Source organism: uncultured Rhodococcus sp., from assembly GCF_963525155.1.
In the GTDB taxonomy this organism is placed as follows: Bacteria; Actinomycetota; Actinomycetes; order Mycobacteriales; family Mycobacteriaceae; genus Rhodococcus_F; species Rhodococcus_F qingshengii.
Genome location: NZ_CAURKP010000024.1, coordinates 1 through 16359 on the forward strand (window position 1 = coordinate 1; position 16359 = coordinate 16359).

17 protein-coding genes are annotated in these 16359 nt (G+C 63.5%); 11 read left to right on the top strand and 6 right to left on the bottom strand.

All coding sequences use genetic code 11. The features are described from left to right. Positions 1-101: 101 nt before the first annotated feature. From RWT78_RS08080 to RWT78_RS08095, 4 genes are all read right to left on the bottom strand, one after another. A complete protein-coding gene (locus RWT78_RS08080) occupies positions 102-1250 on the bottom strand; it encodes an acetyl-CoA C-acetyltransferase (protein WP_007734192.1) in 1149 nt (382 codons plus the stop codon). A gap of 11 nt (positions 1251-1261) precedes the next feature. Next, complete coding sequence (locus RWT78_RS08085) at positions 1262-1933, bottom strand: TetR/AcrR family transcriptional regulator (protein WP_003945807.1); 672 nt, start codon at positions 1931-1933, stop codon at positions 1262-1264. A gap of 76 nt (positions 1934-2009) precedes the next feature. Then, the gene (locus RWT78_RS08090) at positions 2010-2822 is read right to left on the bottom strand and encodes an SDR family oxidoreductase (protein ID WP_003945582.1); all 813 of its coding nucleotides are present in this window, start codon (positions 2820-2822) and stop codon (positions 2010-2012) included. Next, positions 2822-4051 (bottom strand): acyl-CoA dehydrogenase family protein, encoded by a 1230-nt coding sequence (locus RWT78_RS08095; RefSeq protein ID WP_007734188.1) that lies wholly within the window; start codon positions 4049-4051, stop codon positions 2822-2824. Before RWT78_RS08095 ends, RWT78_RS08090 begins: the two co-directional genes overlap by 1 nt. 55 nt (positions 4052-4106) lie before the next feature. Here RWT78_RS08095 and RWT78_RS08100 point away from each other — a divergent pair, with 55 nt between their 5' ends. The 8 genes from RWT78_RS08100 to RWT78_RS08135 all read left to right on the top strand — a co-directional run bounded on the left by RWT78_RS08100 (position 4107) and on the right by RWT78_RS08135 (position 12500). Beyond that, positions 4107-5648 carry a FadD3 family acyl-CoA ligase gene (locus RWT78_RS08100; protein ID WP_021332413.1) on the top strand — a complete coding sequence of 514 codons (1542 nt, stop codon included), beginning with the start codon at positions 4107-4109 and terminating at the stop codon, positions 5646-5648. Continuing rightward, complete coding sequence (locus tag RWT78_RS08105) at positions 5645-6517, top strand: enoyl-CoA hydratase (RefSeq protein WP_007734183.1); 873 nt, start codon at positions 5645-5647, stop codon at positions 6515-6517. The genes RWT78_RS08100 and RWT78_RS08105 overlap by 4 nt, the downstream gene beginning before the upstream one ends. Then, a complete protein-coding gene (locus tag RWT78_RS08110) occupies positions 6517-7677 on the top strand; it encodes an acyl-CoA dehydrogenase family protein (RefSeq protein ID WP_007734181.1) in 1161 nt (386 codons plus the stop codon). The genes RWT78_RS08105 and RWT78_RS08110 overlap by 1 nt, the downstream gene beginning before the upstream one ends. After that, on the top strand, positions 7674-8639 hold the full coding sequence (locus RWT78_RS08115; protein ID WP_007734178.1) for an acyl-CoA dehydrogenase family protein: 966 nt from the start codon (positions 7674-7676) through the stop codon (positions 8637-8639). Before RWT78_RS08110 ends, RWT78_RS08115 begins: the two co-directional genes overlap by 4 nt. Continuing rightward, positions 8636-9688: an acyl-CoA dehydrogenase family protein gene (locus RWT78_RS08120; RefSeq protein ID WP_136471303.1), complete on the top strand. Its 1053-nt coding sequence runs from the start codon at positions 8636-8638 to the stop codon at positions 9686-9688. Before RWT78_RS08115 ends, RWT78_RS08120 begins: the two co-directional genes overlap by 4 nt. Before the next feature lie 146 nt (positions 9689-9834). Continuing rightward, positions 9835-10599 carry an SDR family NAD(P)-dependent oxidoreductase gene (locus RWT78_RS08125; protein WP_003945543.1) on the top strand — a complete coding sequence of 255 codons (765 nt, stop codon included), beginning with the start codon at positions 9835-9837 and terminating at the stop codon, positions 10597-10599. A 122-nt stretch (positions 10600-10721) separates the two neighbouring features. Next, on the top strand, positions 10722-11387 hold the full coding sequence (locus RWT78_RS08130) for a hypothetical protein (protein ID WP_314675189.1): 666 nt from the start codon (positions 10722-10724) through the stop codon (positions 11385-11387). A 225-nt stretch (positions 11388-11612) separates the two neighbouring features. Next, positions 11613-12500, top strand: a complete 888-nt coding sequence (locus tag RWT78_RS08135) for an alpha/beta fold hydrolase (RefSeq protein WP_003945464.1) — start codon at positions 11613-11615, stop codon at positions 12498-12500. Between the two features lies 1 nt (position 12501). On the opposite strand, the gene RWT78_RS08140 is transcribed toward RWT78_RS08135, so the two are convergent. Together RWT78_RS08140 and RWT78_RS08145 are read right to left on the bottom strand one after the other, a co-directional pair. Beyond that, entirely contained in the window at positions 12502-13320 is an 819-nt protein-coding gene (locus RWT78_RS08140; protein WP_003945542.1) for an HAD family hydrolase, read from the bottom strand. A 62-nt stretch (positions 13321-13382) separates the two neighbouring features. After that, complete coding sequence (locus RWT78_RS08145; RefSeq protein WP_007734171.1) at positions 13383-13853, bottom strand: MarR family winged helix-turn-helix transcriptional regulator; 471 nt, start codon at positions 13851-13853, stop codon at positions 13383-13385. A 111-nt stretch (positions 13854-13964) separates the two neighbouring features. On the opposite strand from RWT78_RS08145, the gene RWT78_RS08150 reads away from it, so the two are divergent. From RWT78_RS08150 to RWT78_RS08160, 3 genes are read left to right on the top strand one after another with little or no spacing between them, the layout of a single operon-like run. Beyond that, positions 13965-14462, top strand: coding sequence for a VOC family protein (locus RWT78_RS08150; RefSeq protein ID WP_054781329.1), 498 nt, complete (start codon positions 13965-13967; stop codon positions 14460-14462). 37 nt (positions 14463-14499) lie between these two features. Further along, complete coding sequence (locus RWT78_RS08155; protein WP_003945744.1) at positions 14500-15288, top strand: pirin-like bicupin family protein; 789 nt, start codon at positions 14500-14502, stop codon at positions 15286-15288. A 1-nt stretch (position 15289) separates the two neighbouring features. Next, positions 15290-16354 carry a maleylacetate reductase gene (locus tag RWT78_RS08160; protein ID WP_314675194.1) on the top strand — a complete coding sequence of 355 codons (1065 nt, stop codon included), beginning with the start codon at positions 15290-15292 and terminating at the stop codon, positions 16352-16354. Positions 16355-16359: the final 5 nt, after the last annotated feature.

Consider the following 16359-nt stretch of genomic DNA (forward strand, 5'->3'; position numbering starts at 1 on the left):
ATTGTGCTAAATTCGACATCATGGTTGTGTATGTGCCCAAAATTTAAGTGGTTTGGGCCTTTATTAACCGGCGGGTTTTATTAACGGCGCACAGCAAGGCGTCAGAGACGCTCGATAATCGTCGCGTTCGCGGTGCCGCCACCTTCACAGATGGTCAGCAGGCCGTAACGACCGCCGGTGCGCTCGAGTTCGTTGAGCAGGGTTGCCATCAGCTTGGTGCCGGTCGCGCCGAGCGGGTGACCGAGTGCGATCGCGCCGCCGTTGACGTTGACCTTGGCCGGATCTGCGCCGATTTCCTTGATCCAGGCCAGGACGACCGGGGCAAAAGCTTCGTTGATCTCGACGATGTCGATGTCGTCGATGCTCAGGCCGGCCTTCGCGAGAGCATGCTTCGTGGCCGGGATCGGCGCACTGAGCATGAAGATCGGGTCGTCGCCGCGTGCGCTGAGGTGATGAATCCGGGCGCGGGGCTTGAGGTTGTACTTCTCCACCGCTTCCGCTGACGCCAGCAGCAGCGCACTCGCACCGTCGGAGATCTGGCTGGCCACTGCCGCGGTCATGCGTCCGTCTTCGACGAGAACCTTGAGCGTCGCCATCTTTTCGAGGCTGGTCTCGCGGGGTCCTTCGTCGACGGTCGCGTCGCCCATGGCAACGATCTCGTTGTCGAAGCGACCCGCGGCGATTGCAGCCTTGGCGCGCTCATGGCTCTGCAGGGCCCACTTCTCGAGCTCTTCGCGGCTGATGTCCCACTTCTCGGCGATCATTTCGGCGCCCTTGAACTGCGAGACTTCCTGGTCACCGTAGCGCTCGGTCCAACCGACCGAACCCGAAGTCGGCGTGTCGAATCCGTACTGCTGACCGACGATCATCGCTGCCGAGATCGGAATCTGGCTCATGTTCTGAACGCCGCCGGCAACGATCAGATCCGCGGTGCCCGACAGGATGGCCTGAGCGCCGAAGTGCACTGCCTGCTGGCTCGAACCGCACTGACGGTCAACGGTCACCCCGGGAACGTGCTCCGGGAATCCCGCTGCGAGCCAGGACATACGGGCGATGTTGCCGGCCTGGCCGCCGATGGCGTCGACGCAACCGAAGATCACGTCGTCGACGTCACTGGGGTCGATACCGGTGCGCTCGACCAGTGCCTTGACGACGTGCGCACCGAGATCGATGGGGTGCACGCCGGACAGCGCGCCGCCCCTCTTGCCGATCGGTGTGCGAATGGCGTCGACGATGTAAACCTCGGACATAGCGTTAGCTCCTAGTTTCGTTGTGCAGCAATAGTTCTTGAAGTTGATTCAGCAATAGCGTCTGAAGTTGTGGCCGGATCGGAGAGCCCGTCGAGCACGATCGCGAGATATTGAGCCGCGACGGCGTGCGCCGAGAGGGATCCACCCGGGCGGTACCAGCGAACCGCGACCCACACGGTGTCGCGCATGAAGCGGAAGACCAATTCGACGTCGATGTCGGAGCGGAAGGTCCCGTCCGCGACGCCGGCTTCGAGGACGCCGACCCACAGGTCCCGGAATTCGGTGTTGCGCTCGGCCAGGTAAGCGAAGCGCTCGTTCCCGACGAGGTGCTTGACCTCGTCCTGGTAGATCGCCACAGCCGAATGTGAGGCGTCGATGGCCTCGTACGACGTCACGACCAGTGCTTCGAGCGTCGCGCGACTGTCCAACCCCGCCGCGACGATCTCGCGGTATTTTCCGAAGAGTTCGTCGAGGAATTGGTGCAGGATCTCGTCGACCATCGACTCCTTGGAATCGAAATGGTGATACAGGCTGCCGGACAGGATCCCTGCGGCGTCGGCGATGTCGCGGACGGTCGTCGCGCGCACTCCGCGATCGGCGAAGAGCCCCGCCGCGATCTCGAGCAGCTCGTCGCGGCGCCCGGACTTGCCGTTTGATTCGTCGGAATTTCGAGGTGGCGTCATGTATTCAATCCTATCCAGGGCCTTCCCCTGTGCGCGGTCAGCGAGTCCAGGGACTCCGTAACCGCGCACGGGGACGCTAGGCCCTCTGCGAAGAAACGGAGACGATCTCGCCGGTCATGTAGGTGGAGTAATCGCTGGCGAGCATCGCGATGACCGTTGCGATCTCCCAGACCTCCGCGGCGCGGCCGTAGGCCTCACCGGAAGCCAACTGGTCGAGCAGTTCCTCACTGGTGACCTTCGCCAGGAACGCGTGACGCGCAATGGAAGGCGAGACCGCGTTGATACGGACTCCGTACTCCGCTGCTTCGATGGCGCTGCACCGAGTCAGCGCCATGACGCCGGCCTTGGCTGCGGCGTAGTGCGCCTGGGAATGCTGCGCGCGCCAACCGAGAACGGACGCGTTGTTCACCAGAACACCGCCGTGGGGAACGCTCTTGAAGTACCGCAGGGCTGCGCGCGTCGAACGGAAGGTGCTGTTGAGGGTGATGTCGAGAACGCGATCCCACTGATCGTCCGTCATGTCGACGACGGGAGTTTCGCCGCCAAGGCCCGCGTTGTTGACGACGATGTCGATACGTCCCAACTTCTCGGCCGCTCCGACGAACAACGCGTCGACCTGCTCGGTGCTCGATACATCGCAGATGATCGATTCGACCTGCTGACCGGGGAATTCGGCCTTCAGCTTCTCCACCGTCTCGCCGAGTCGACGCTCGTGGAAGTCGGAGACGAGAACGTCGCCGCCCTCGAGAAGCACCCTGCGCGCAGTGGAGAAACCGATGCCGGTTCCGGCTGCGGCGGTGATGATCGCCTTCTTGCCCGCGAGCAGTCCGTGGCCCGGGGTTTCCTCCGGCGCAACGGAAAGCGGGGACGCGGCTTTGGTGTCAGACATTAACGGGCCTCTCGGGGAAGACCGAGCACGCGCTCGGAAATGATGTTGCGCTGAATTTCGTTGGAGCCGCCGTAAATCGTGTCGGCGCGGGTGAAGAGGAAGAGGCGTTGCCATTCGTCGAGCTCGAGGTGCTCGGGATCGGTGATGTCCGAGGCATTGCCTTCGGAATCCGCCCACGGTGCAACCAACGACGACGCACCCTGCACGTCCATCGCCAGCTGTCCCAGATCACGATGCCAGTTGGCCCACAACAGTTTTGCGACGGACGCTTCTCCGCCACCGGTTCCGGCGTCGACCGCGTCGAGAGTGCGCATCGCGTGGGCGCGCATCACGCGCAGTCCGACCCACGCGCGGGCGATCTTTTCGCGAATGTGCGGATCCTGGTCACTGCCATTGGCTTTCGCCAAGTCGACGACGCCTTGGAGCTCGCGGGCAAATCCGATCTGCTGTCCGAGCGTCGATACACCGCGCTCGAAGGTGAGCAGCCCCATCGCGATCTTCCAGCCCTCGCCGGGTTCCCCGACCACCAGATCGGCATCGGTGACGGCGTCGTCGAAGAAGACCTCGTTGAACTCCGATGTGCCGGTGAGCTGCTGAATGGGCCGAACTGTCACACCGGGCTGATCCAACGGGACAAGCAGGAAGCTCAACCCCTGGTGACGCTTGGAGCCCACCTCGGTGCGGCAGACCACGAAGCACCACTGCGCGACGTGAGCCAGTGAGGTCCACACCTTCTGGCCGTTGATGATCCACTTGCCGTCTTCGAGGCGTGCGGTCGTGGAGACGTTCGCGAGGTCGGAACCGGCGCCGGGCTCGGAGTAGCCCTGCGACCACAGTTCACTGACCGTGTTGATGCCAGGAAGGAATCGGCGCTTCTGCTCGTCGGTGCCGTACGCGATCAGCGTCGGGCCGAGCAGCTCTTCACCGATGTGGCTGACGCGAGCGGGCGCACCGGCCTTCGCGTACTCCTGATGGAAGATGACCTGCTGGGAGATGCTTGCTCCCCGCCCGCCGAACTCCTTCGGCCACCCGAGGCACGTCCACCCCGACGCTGCGAGGTGTTTGTCCCACTCGAGTCGTTGCTCGAAGAACTCGTGCTCACTGCCGGGGCCGCCCTTACCCTTGAGCTGGGCGAATTTGCCCGTCAAGTTCTCGGCCAACCACTGCGCGACCGTGGCCGCAAACTCGTCGTCCGTCATCTGCCCGTCCGGGCTCTCGCTCTGGTCCACATATGTAAGATAACCTACCAAGCACTTGCTAGGTAGCGTGTCAGGTAGGAGTCCAGTGACCGAACAACCGAGAACCATCCCATCAGCCCTCATCCGGGCCGCCGAGGAGTTCGGTGAGCGCGCGGCTATCGCCGATGGCGACACCCGACTGACCTTCGCACAGCTGCATCAGCGCGTCCGCGATTTCGCCGGCGCACTGATCAACCGTGGGGTGAAGGCAGGCGACCGCGTCGTCATCTGGGCGCCCAACACGTACCACTGGGTGATCGCCCTGCTCGGCGCTCAGTACGCCGGCGCAGCCATCATCCCGATCAACACGCGCTACACCGGCACCGAAGCACTCGACATCATCGAGCGCGTCGACGCAGCTGCCCTGGTGGTCGTCGGCACGTTCCTCAAGGCCGACCGGTACCAGCAGTTGCTCGACGCCAATCCGGACCTGAGGATCCCCACCGTCATCCAGGTACCGATCGACGGGGACGACGACCGTGACGGCGTCATCGAGTTCGAGGACTTCCTCGCGCTCGCCACCGACGCCGCCCGCACCGAAGCCGACGCGCGTGCTGCGAAGGTGCAGCCAGACGACGTCAGCGACATCCTCTTCACCTCCGGCACCACGGGGCGCAGCAAGGGTGCGATCACCGCGCATCGTCAGTCCATCGCTGTCGCCAAGTCGTGGGGTGAATGCGCCGAGGTCACCGCCGACGACAACTTCCTCATCATCAGCCCGTTCTTCCACACCTTCGGGTACAAGGCCGGAATCCTGGTCTGCCTGTTGAACGGTGCGACGATCGTGCCGGTGTCCGTCTTCAACATCGACGACACCCTCGCATTGGTCAGCAGCGAGAAGATCAGCATCCTGCCCGGCGCCCCGACGATCTACCAGACCATCCTCGATCATCCCCGCCGCAGCGAATACGACCTGTCCTCGCTCCGCATCGCGATCACGGGCGCAGCACCCGTGCCGGTTGCTCTCGTCGAGCGCATGCAAGCAGAGCTTTTCGACGCCGTCCTCACGGCATACGGTTTGACCGAGGCAGTGGTTGCGACCATGTGCCGCACCGACGACGACCCGGTCACCGTCTCCACCAGTTCCGGCCGCGCGACAGCCGATTTCGAGGTCAAGATCGGCGACCAAGGCGAGATCCTGCTTCGCGGACCGAACGTCATGCTCGGGTACCTCGACGACCCGGAATCCACCGCCAAGGCAATCGACGTCGACGGCTGGCTGCACACCGGAGACGTCGGAACCCTCGACGAGCGCGGATATCTCGACATCACCGACCGTCTGAAAGACATGTACGTCAGCGGCGGATTCAACGTCTACCCCGCCGAGATCGAGGGCATGTTGGCTCGCCTGCCCGGCGTCCACGAGTCTGCTGCCATCGGCATCCCCGATCACCGGATGGGAGAGGTGGGCCGCGTCTACATCGCCCAACTCGACGGTGCCGGCCTCACCGAAGAGTCGGTGATCGCTTTCCTCAAGGAGAAGATCGCAGGCTTCAAGGTGCCTCGCGAGGTGCGCTTCGTCGATCACCTGCCTCGTAACCCTTCGGGCAAGGTCCTCAAAACGGTTCTGCGCGAGGAACAATCATGACCGTTCCCTTCGAAGCCGACGTCGTGACCTACGAGGTTCGTGACTCGGTCGCCGTCGTGACCTTGAATCGACCCGACTACCGCAACGCCCAGAACTCGGTGGTCACGTACGCCCTCGACGCGGCATTCCAGCGCGCCGTCGAAGACGACGAGGTGAAGGTGATCGTCCTGGCAGGCAACGGACCTCACTTCAGTGCCGGTCACGACCTGGGAACTCCGGGACGCGACCATCACGTCGAGTACGAGAACAAGGCCACCATGTGGTGGGATCACGTCGACAAGCCAGGCGGTGACCAGCGTTTCGCCCGCGAGATGGAGGTCTACCTGGGCATGTGCCGCCGTTGGCGGGAGATCCCCAAGCCCACCATCGCGATGGTGCAAGGCGCCTGCATTGCCGGCGGGCTCATGCTCGCCTGGGTCTGCGACATGATCGTTGCGGCCGACGACGCCTTCTTCTCCGATCCCGTTGTCCGCATGGGCATCCCCGGCGTCGAATACTTCGCGCACCCGTGGATGGTCGGTTCACGATTCGCCAAGGAAATGCTCTTCACCGGCGATCGGTTCACCGCGCAACGTGCATACGAAATCGGCATGGTGAACCGCGTCGTCGCCCGCAAGCATCTCGAGAAGGAGACGTTCGAGCTCGCCGGACGTATCGCCGAGATGCCGCGCTTCGGACTGGCTTTGACCAAGAAGGCCGTCAATCAGTGCGAGGATCAGATGGGGATGCGCAACGGCATCGACTCCGTCTTCGGTCTGCATCACTTCGCTCACGCTCACAACGCCGAAGTCGGCAAAGACTCGCTTGGTGGTCTCGACGCCAAAGCTATGGCTGCCAGTGCTCGCGCACCGCAGGAAGGAACAAACTAGTGGATCTCGTATTCGACGACGCCACAACCGCATTCCGTGACGAGGTTCGCTCGTTCCTGGAAGCGAATGTGCCCGCGACTCCCCTGAAGTCGATGGATACCGCCGAAGGCTTCGAAGAGCACCGTCAGTGGGAGCACACGCTCGCCGATGCCGGCTACGCCGTCGTCTCCTGGCCCAAGGAACTCGGCGGACGCGATGCGTCCCTGCTCGAATGGGTCATCTTCGAGGAGGAGTACTACCGCTCGGGCGCGCCCGGCCGCGTAAGCCAGAACGGCATCTTCTTGTTGGCTCCCACACTGTTCGAGCATGCAAATGCCGAGCAGTTGGCTCGCATCATGCCGCGCATGGCTCGTGCCGACGACATCTGGGCCCAGGCCTGGTCCGAGCCCGAGTCCGGTTCCGACCTCGCAAGCCTGCGTTCGAGTGCGAAGAAGGTCGACGGCGGCTGGCTGCTCAACGGTCAGAAGACGTGGAGCTCACGCGCGAGTTACGCCGACTGGGGCTTCGGCTTGTTCCGCTCCGATCCGGATGCGCAGCGCCACAAGGGCATCACGTATTTCATGTTCGACCTCCGGTCGAAGGGTGTCACCGTTCGCCCGATCGATCAGCTCGACGGTGAGCCCGGCTTCGCCGAGATCTTCCTCGAAGACGTCTTCGTTCCGGACGACCCGGCCAACCCAGGTGAGTCGGGTGTGATCGGAAACGTCAACGAAGGTTGGCGGGTCGCGATGAGCACCGCGAGCAACGAGCGTGGTCTCTCGCTGCGCAGCCCCGGCCGCTTTCTCGCCACCGTCGACCGCCTGCTCGAGCTGTACAAGTCCAGCGGACGCACCGACGACAGCGCTCTGCGCAACCAGGTCGCCGACGCCTGGATCGGCGCTCGCGCTTACCAACTCAACACATTCGGCACCGTCACCCGTCTGGCCGACGGTGGACAGCTCGGCGCCGAGTCCTCGATCAACAAGGTCTTCTGGTCCGAGTGGGATATCGCCACCCACGAGACTGCTCTCGAACTTCAGGGCCCTGAAGCCGAGTTGGCCGACAACTGGATGGACGGATACCTGTTCTCCCTGTCCGGCCCGATCTACGCAGGCACCAACGAGATTCAGAAAAACGTCATCGCTGAGCGTCTGCTCGGCCTACCGAAGGCGGACCGATGAGATTCGCGCTCGACTCCTCCCACCAGGACTTCGCTGCAAGCATCGATGCACTGCTGACCAAGTCCGACATGCCCGCCGTCATCCGTTCGTGGAACGACGGTGACACCGAGCCGGGCAAGAAGCTCTGGCAGCGCCTCGCCGAGACCGGCGTCAACGGTCTCGTCATCTCCGAAGAGCACGACGGACTCGGCGCCGACGCCGTCGACCTGGTCGTTGCGCTCGAACAGCTCGGTCGGCACGCAGTACCCGGACCGGTCGTCGAGACCATCGCCGTGGCGCCGACGCTCCTGGCCTCCGTTGCACCGGAACGTCTCTCTGCTCTCGCCGAGGGTTCGCTGGCAACTGTCGCAGCTCCCCCGCGCACACCGTTCGCGCTCGACGCCGATGCGGTGGATCTGGTTCTGCTCGCGCAGGACGGTGCCGTATCACTCGGTGTCCCTGGCGAAGCCAAGGCATCGGTGGATCTCTCCCGCAAGCTCTACGAGGTTTCCGCCGGCGAATCGCTGGGCTCCGCCGACTTCTCGGCCGCCTTCGACATGGGCGCTCTTGCCACTGCCGCGCAGTTGCAGGGCCTGGGCCAGACACTGCTCGAGGTCACCACCGAATACGCGAAGCAGCGCAAGCAGTTCGGCAAGGTCATCGGACAGTTCCAGGCCATGAAGCACCACCTGGCCGAGGTTGCCGTCTCCCTCGAGATGGCTCGCCCGCTGCTGCACGGCGCCGCCCTGTCGGTTCGCGATCAGTCGGCCGACGCCTCACGTGACATCTCTGCGGCCAAGGTCGCGTGCGGGGATGCTGCGTACAAGGCCGCTCGCGTCGGACTCCAGGTTCACGGCGCCATCGGCTACACGATGGAACACGATCTCTCCTTGTGGCTCACCAAGGTACGGGCGCTGCTCACCGCGTGGGGCACACCGTCCGAGCATCGCGCACGCGTCGTCGAAGCGCTGGTTGCATCATGAGCATCGACACCGAAGACCAGGCAGCACTGCGCGCATCGGTACGCGATCTCCTGAGCAAGCATTCCGACTCCGCTGCCGTCCGCGCCGCCATCACCACAGAGATCGGCTACGACGCCGCTTTGTGGAGCAAGCTGTGCGAGCAGATCGGCGTCGCCGCGTTGGCGATTCCGGAGGAGTTCGACGGCGTCGGAGCAGGTTTGGGCGAGGTACACGTGGTCCAGGAGGAATTGGGCCGCACGCTGACCCCGTCACCGATGCTGGGTTCGGCGATTCTTGCCGCACAGGCACTGCTGCTTTCCGGTGACAACGACGCATGCTCGCGACTGCTGCCCGGTGTCGCGTCCGGCGAGAGCACGCTCGCTCTGTGCTGGGCAGGTGCCGCGGGTTGGAGCACCTTCGGCGTCGAGGCAACCGAAGACGCGTTGACCGGCACGGCGTCGTACGTCCTCGACGGACACGTCGCAGACACCCTGCTCGTTCTCACGGCCGACGGGTTCTACGAAGTGGATCCAGCGGCCGAAGGCGTCTCCCGCCGACGCGTCCCCACCATGGATCCGACGCGAACGCTGGCGGAGGTCACGTTCTCCGGTGTTCGTGGTCGGCCACTGGAGTGGTCCGAAGATCTGGTCGATCGGATCCGAACCGTCGTTCTGATCGCCTTGTCCGCGGAACAGGTCGGAGCGGCCGCAGCGATCGTCGAGCAGACCGTCGAATACACCAAGTCGCGCAAGCAGTTCGGTCGCGCGATCGGTTCTTTCCAGGCCCTCAAGCACCGGATGGCCGACATGTACACGTTGGTCGAGACGGCGAGGTCGATGACGTACGCCGCCGTGGCGACGCAGTCGGCCGACGACGCGGCAGTGGCGAAGGTCTACTGCTCGGAAGCCTTGCAGCAGATCACCTCCGAAGCGGTTCAGTTGCACGGCGGAATCGCAATCACCTGGGAGCACGACGCTCAGCTGTACTTCAAGCGTGCACACGGCAGCACTCAGCTTTTCGGTCAGCCGAGCACCTACCTGCCGAGCCTCGCGCAGGCAGCGGGCCTCTAGGAGACGTCGGTGCTTGTTCGCTCGGGATTGCGAGCGAACAAGCACCACTGGTGCCCAGTCAGTGGAATGCCCAGCAGATTAATAGCTCTGGATCGCGCAGAATCGGTCACCAGACAGCTGTCCATCCCACAGACCGGAGTTTTCTCGTGAATCGATTCGACGACAAGCGCGTCCTCATCAGCGGCGCAGGATCCGGAATCGGCCAGGCCACCGTTGCCCGCATCCTGGCAGAAGGTGGCACCGTCGTCGCCGCCGACATTTCCGAGACCGGCCTCGAACAGACGTTGAACGCCGCGAAGGACGCAGGCCACTCCGATCGCCTGACCACGGTGAAGGTCGACATCTCCAGCGAAGAGTCTGTTCGCGAACAGGTCGGCGCTGCGATCAAGGCTCTGGGCGGGCTCGACGTGCTGGTCAACGCGGCGGGCATTCTGCGCTCCGCGCACACCCACGAGATGACACTCGATTTCTGGAACACCGTCATCGGGGTCAATCTGACCGGAACTTTCCTAATGACGAGGGAGTCCCTGCCGGCACTGCTCGAAAGCGGGGCAGGCGTCGTGGTCAACTTCAGTTCCACGTCGGCCACCTTCGCCCACCCGTATATGACGGCATATGCCGCGTCGAAGGGCGGAATCCAATCCTTCACGCACGCTCTTGCACTCGAGTACAGCAAGCAGGGCCTTCGCGCCGTGGCCGTCGCACCCGGCAGCATCGCTTCGGGCATGACCTCCGATCCTGGATTCCCGGCCGACATCGACTTCACGCTGCTCGGCAAGCTGGCCCCGGCAATCGGTGAGGGTTTCGCTCCCCCGTCCGCGGTCGCCGGCGTGATCGCGATGCTCGCTTCCGAGGACGGCTCGTTTGTCACCGGAACGGAAATCCGCATCGACGGCGGCACGCATATGTGACCACTTGCTGTGCGCCTTTTTTAACCCCCGGCGGTTAATAAAGGCGCACAGCAGCGAGGCGGCATACTTATCTCGTCGCCCGGAACCGGTCCGGCGGTACGACGTGCGGTGGGGAGCCAGCGGTGAGCGAGTCAACAGGCACTACGAACCTCGAGCCCGTGCTGATCAGTCCCGTCGTCGGCGGAAAGATCCGCACCTGGTCCGAGGACGAGACCCGCTTGTGGAGCGTCGACGATCCCGCGGCGCTCGGCGCACTGTTGGGACGCGGTCTCGTAGCCCGTACGACCCTGCCGGACAACAAGTTCCGAGAGGTTGCGTTTCTGGATACCCAGACCCAGGCCCTCACTGTGCAGCCGCGCTTCGCTTCCCCTGACAGCACTGCACTTGCCGCACCGTTCAAGCTCACCGAGGCGTCGTCCCCGACGTCCGACGCTTGGGAAGATCTCGAATCGGTACTCGCGTCGGTCGCGATCTCCGCTGCTGGACGTGGCGAATTCTGGCTCGCGGAACTCGGCGGGTGGGATGCTCCGCACGAGCCGAACTGCCTCTTCACGACCGTCGACGAATCGGGACTGGCCAACGCGGTCATGGAGGCCACCCCCGCGCCCGCCGGAACCGGCGTCTGGCCGGAGGTTCCGAGCGGACAAACCGGCGTTTCCGTTTCGGCACCAGCCTCACAGGACACCATCGAGGCTGCCGGAATCTTCGCGGTGTCAGCCATCGAGACCTGGGGCGTCACGCCGTGGGACATCAACCTCACTTTCGGCAAACTGGTCGATTTCGCCTGATCCGCGGCGCCGACACGCGGCGGTGAGTTGTACGTCTCCCCTCAGCCGACGGCTCACGGTTCGTCACAACACGCCCAATGGCGACGACATCGGGCCCCTCGGTGGGCATACTGAGGGAACTGGGGTTACTCCCGGTCACAAATACCCGTGGATCCGCGTCGGGGCGGGTGCGGTCCGACAACACGCGAGCAGCCACAGACACTGGCGGCTCCGAAAGGTTCAATCATGGCAACCGACCAATTACAGACGGTTGTATTGCACGGCGACCAGCTCAAATACGTCGACCAAGGCAGTGGCCCCGTTGTGGTGCTCATTCACGGCCTACTGGGCGCGCACTCCAATTGGGAGCCGCAGATCGAGACGCTCTCGCGCCACTACCGTGTCATCGCTCCCGACCTCTTCGGACACGGTGCGTCGGACAAGCCTGCCGGCGACTACTCACTCAGCGCTCACGCCGCCACTGTGCGTGACCTCCTCGAGGCCCTCGACATTCCGTCGGCCACCCTCGTCGGTCACTCCCTCGGTGGTGGGATCGCGATGCAGACGCTGTATCTCTTCCCCGACCGGGTGGAGCGGCTGTGCCTGGTGGCCAGCGGCGGACTCGGCCCCGAGGTGAGCCCACTCCTGCGCGCAGCAACTCTGCCCGGCAGCGAACTGGTACTTCCCGTCCTCGCGTCGAGGACGCTGACCGACGTGACCGACAAAGCGCTCGGACTTTTCAACAAGATCGGCCTGTTCAAGCTCGGCGCCAGCGCGAGCGAGGCCCGTAAGAGCTTTGCTTCGGTGTCGGACGCGTCGACGCGTCAGGCATTTCTGGCGACCGCGCGATCGGTCATCAACTACAACGGCCAAACCGTCAATGCCACTCCGCATTTCGCCAACTTCAAGAATCTGCAGGCACTACTGGTATGGGGTGAGGAAGACACCATCATCCCCAACGCCCACACCGAGAACGCTCGCGCCGAACTACCGCTGGGGCGGGTGGAGATCTTCAAGCGCGCCGGACATTTCCCGCACCTTGACTACCCGGATCGCTTCGACCGCGTCTTCTCCGAATTCATGACGGACTGCGGAGTCGGTATCGGCACCGGACCCAAGGCCGTCAGCAGCTGAACTAGCTCCCCGCAACCAGCTCTTCGAGGTAGCTCGCCACCCCGTCCTCGTCGTTCGTGGGCAAAATTCGGTCGGCGAGCTCGATGACCTCGGCTCTGGCGTTGGCGGGCGCCAGAGCCGTTCCGGCCCAGGTCAGCATCGCAACGTCGTTGAAGGCGTCACCGGCCGCGGCCACTTCCGACGCGTCGATGCCGTCGATCGCGCACAACTGCGCGAGAGCGCTGGCCTTCGAGACGCCCGCCGCTGCCATTTCCATGTACGGGGCCCCGGAGTGGGTCAACTCCACACCCTCGATACCCGCAGCGACCGCTGTTCGGTACAGGTCGGCGCTGGGAACCTCGGCATGCCGGGCCACGATCTTGACCATCGGCTCCACGTCCAGCGGCAGCGTATCGGCGAGCACCATCTCGTGCAGGTGCCGGTGATGGTCCGCGAACTCGCACAGAGCGGCATACTCCGGCTCGGCAAAGAACTGCGTGGGTCCGACGTTCGCGAACACTACGCCAGGAATCAGAGCACGAACCTGCTCCATAGCTGTTGCAGCCAAAGATGTTTCGATCGAAACGGTGTCGACGATCTCCGGAGTCCCGTCCGCCAGGTCGAGAATGACAGCTCCGTTGGCACACACAGCTTTACCGCGAAATCCGCACGAGCTCGCCAACGTGTGTACCGAATGCCTGGCCCGGGCCGTCGCCCACACAACTTCGATCCCCGCGAGCCGCGCGTTCTCCATGGCCTGCGCGGTGCGCGCCGAAATCGTTCGGTCGGAGCGCAGCAGGGTGCCGTCGAGGTCGGTTGCGAACATACGAATACGGGTCACCAGACAATGATGGCAGTCCGTTCGCAGCCCTCACCAACTACGTGACATGGGCCGTTGCTCTGTCAATTACTTGCTTGGGCCTCGAGAAGGTGCCGACGCATCTCACCGAAGACCACACCCAGCCGCTCGACATCCCGCGGGCTCAGCAGATCGAACATGCTCTCCCGTACTGCGGCTACATGCGCCGGGCTTGCCGACGCCAATTTCTCGGCACCCGAGTCGGTCAGCTCCGCATTAGCGCCCCTCTTGTCGTCGACACACTCGACCCGGCGCACCCACCCGGCACCGACCAATCGATTTACGGCCCTGGTCACACCACTTCGGGTAGCCATCACAGCGTCGGCGAGCTCACTCATGCGCAGTTGCCGGCCGGGCGCTTCGGCGAGAGCGACCAGCAGTTCGAAATCGGTGAAGGAAATGTCGGAGTCTCGCACCAACTGCTGATCGAGAACACGCTGGAGCAGTCGGGTCGAGTCCAGGTAAGCCCGCCAGGCCGTTTGCTCCGAGTCGCTCAACCACCGCGTCGATTCCATGACACCAGCATATCCGAAGTAGTTGACAACGAAATCAAATGATCTATTCTCAATGTAGTTGATCAGTCAACTACCTGTTCGAAGAGAAGGTTCAACCGAGAGGCGGGCGCCATGAGCGACAACAACGCAGTGCAGTTCGAGGAACGCCGGGCCGAGATCAGGGATCGACATCTGCTCCCCGCCGACAAACGACCCGCATCGACCGCACGCGGCCTGCACCATACGGCCCTGATCAGCAGTGACGTCGAACGAACCGTGAAGTTCTACCAGGATCTCCTCGGATTCCCACTCACCGAGTTGATCGAGAACCGTGACTATCCCGGGTCGTCGCACTTCTTCTTCGACATCGGCAATGGCAACCTTCTGGCCTTCTTCGACTTCCCGGGTCTCGACGTGGGCCCGTACCAAGAAGTACTCGGCGGCCTCCACCACATCGCGATCAGCGTCGAACCTGCCAAGTGGGCGAAGCTGCGCACCCAACTGACCGAGGCCGGCGTCGAACTGATCGAGCACAGCGAGGTCTCGTTGTACTTCCGCGATCCCGACGGCGCTCGACTCGAGCTGATCGCAGACCCTCTCGGCGAGATGTACGGCAATCACGTCCTCTGAAAACTTGCTCTCCCCCACACCATTCGGAAGGCACACCATGACCTCCACTCTGTCGCAGCCGAACCTCGATATCCGTCGATCCGGGGATCGCTTCAAGTCCAATGCCGGCTGGCTGGACTCGAAGCACTCGTTCTCGTTCAGCAATCACTACGACCCGAAGAACACTCACCACGGTCTTCTTCTGGTGAACAACGACGACATCGTCACGCCCGGAATGGGATTCGACACCCATCCCCACCAGGACATGGAGATCGTCACCTGGGTACTGAGAGGTTCTCTCGTACATCAGGATTCGATGGGTCATTCGGGTGTCATCTACCCCGGTCTAGCCCAGCGGATGAGCGCCGGAACGGGCATCCTGCATTCGGAGAAGAACGATTCGTGGCGACTCGGTGACGTGGCGGGTGCGCATTCCGACAAGCACAGCGACCCGGTTCACTTCATCCAGATGTGGGTCATCCCCGACGAAGCCGGAATCACCCCCGGCTACGAGCAGTTGGAGATCGACGCCGAATTGCTTGCCGGTGGTCTGGTTCCCGTCGCCTCCGGCATGGACGCGTACGCCGATCACTCGGCAATCCGGATCAAGAACAAGTACGCCGCGATGCACGTCGCGCGTCTGCAACCCGGACAGCCCGTGACCCTGCCCGACGCACCGTTCCTGCACGTTTTTGTCGCCGACGGTCAGGCGGCCATGGAAGGCGTCGGCGTGCTCGAACAAGGTGACGCGGTGCGCGTGTCCGGCGGCGGAGGCCAGCAGGTCAGTTCCGATACCGGTGCCGAGGTCATCGTCTGGGAAATGCACGCCACCGTTTCGCAGGGATGACATGAAGTCCTTCTCGTACGACGCTTCACCGGCACGAATTGTCTTCGGCCAAGGGACGATCCGCGAGATCGCCGAAGAAGTGCGGCGGCTCGGCCGTAGCCGAGTGATGGTGCTGGCAAGCCGTCGACTGGACGCGCTTGCCGCCGACGTCACCGAATCTCTCGGCGACATGGCCGTCGTCCGCTTCGACGGCGCTGTGATGCATACTCCGACCGAAGTCACGACAGCCGCGCTGAAGCTTGCCGAGACCCATCACGTGGACATCGTCGTCGCGATCGGCGGCGGTTCGGCAACCGGGTTGTCCAAGGCACTGGCACTACGAGCGGGGGTCGATCAGATCATCGTTCCGACGACGTATGCGGGTTCAGAAGTCACTCCGGTGTTGGGTGAAACAGACAACGGACGCAAGACAACTCGCTCGTCGCCCGACATCAGACCCGAAACCGTCGTATACGATGTCGACCTCACTCTCGATCTGCCGCTGAACACCACGGTCACCAGTGCTGTCAACGCGATGGCGCACGCGGTTGAAGCGTTGTATTCCGCCGAGTCCAATCCGATCACCGACTCGATGGCAATCGAGGCACTCTCCGGAATCGCCCGGGCATTGCCGATCATCGTCGGCGATCCGAGAAATGTGGAAGGCCGGGCAGATCTGCTGCAATCGGCCTGGTTGGCCGGAACCTGCTTGGGCACAGTCGGTATGGGGCTTCATCACAAGTTGTGCCACACCCTCGGTGGCAGCTTCGGATTGCCGCACGCTCCCACCCACGCCGTTGTCCTTCCCCAGGCAATGGCGTTCAACGCGCCTGCCGTCCCGGAAGTCATGTCTCGAATAGCGACTGCCTTGGGTGTATCCGACGCCGCCACCGGCGTTTTCGACCTCGTCACCTCGTGCGGCGGACCGACCTCTCTGCGAGAGGTGGGAATGAGTCACGATCAGATCGGCCGTGCAGTCGAACTCGCGACCGCCGCCGCTTATCCGAACCCGCGTGAGATCACCCCGCCAGGCCTGAGCGAACTCCTCGAGAACGCCTGGTCCGGGCGTCGACCCGCCATCAGGTGAGAACG

What these genes read in the sequence shown, in the direction of transcription:
- RWT78_RS08080 (WP_007734192.1), bottom strand. Translation starts at nt 1,250, where the DNA reads ATGTCCGAGGTTTACATCGTCGACGCCATTCGCACACCGATCGGCAAG.
- RWT78_RS08085 (WP_003945807.1), bottom strand. Translation starts at nt 1,933, where the DNA reads ATGACGCCACCTCGAAATTCCGACGAATCAAACGGCAAGTCCGGGCGC.
- RWT78_RS08090 (WP_003945582.1), bottom strand. Translation starts at nt 2,822, where the DNA reads ATGTCTGACACCAAAGCCGCGTCCCCGCTTTCCGTTGCGCCGGAGGAA.
- RWT78_RS08105 (WP_007734183.1), top strand. Translation starts at nt 5,645, where the DNA reads ATGACCGTTCCCTTCGAAGCCGACGTCGTGACCTACGAGGTTCGTGAC.
- RWT78_RS08115 (WP_007734178.1), top strand. Translation starts at nt 7,674, where the DNA reads ATGAGATTCGCGCTCGACTCCTCCCACCAGGACTTCGCTGCAAGCATC.
- RWT78_RS08120 (WP_136471303.1), top strand. Translation starts at nt 8,636, where the DNA reads ATGAGCATCGACACCGAAGACCAGGCAGCACTGCGCGCATCGGTACGC.
- RWT78_RS08135 (WP_003945464.1), top strand. Translation starts at nt 11,613, where the DNA reads ATGGCAACCGACCAATTACAGACGGTTGTATTGCACGGCGACCAGCTC.
- RWT78_RS08145 (WP_007734171.1), bottom strand. Translation starts at nt 13,853, where the DNA reads ATGGAATCGACGCGGTGGTTGAGCGACTCGGAGCAAACGGCCTGGCGG.
- RWT78_RS08150 (WP_054781329.1), top strand. Translation starts at nt 13,965, where the DNA reads ATGAGCGACAACAACGCAGTGCAGTTCGAGGAACGCCGGGCCGAGATC.
- RWT78_RS08155 (WP_003945744.1), top strand. Translation starts at nt 14,500, where the DNA reads ATGACCTCCACTCTGTCGCAGCCGAACCTCGATATCCGTCGATCCGGG.
- RWT78_RS08160 (WP_314675194.1), top strand. Translation starts at nt 15,290, where the DNA reads ATGAAGTCCTTCTCGTACGACGCTTCACCGGCACGAATTGTCTTCGGC.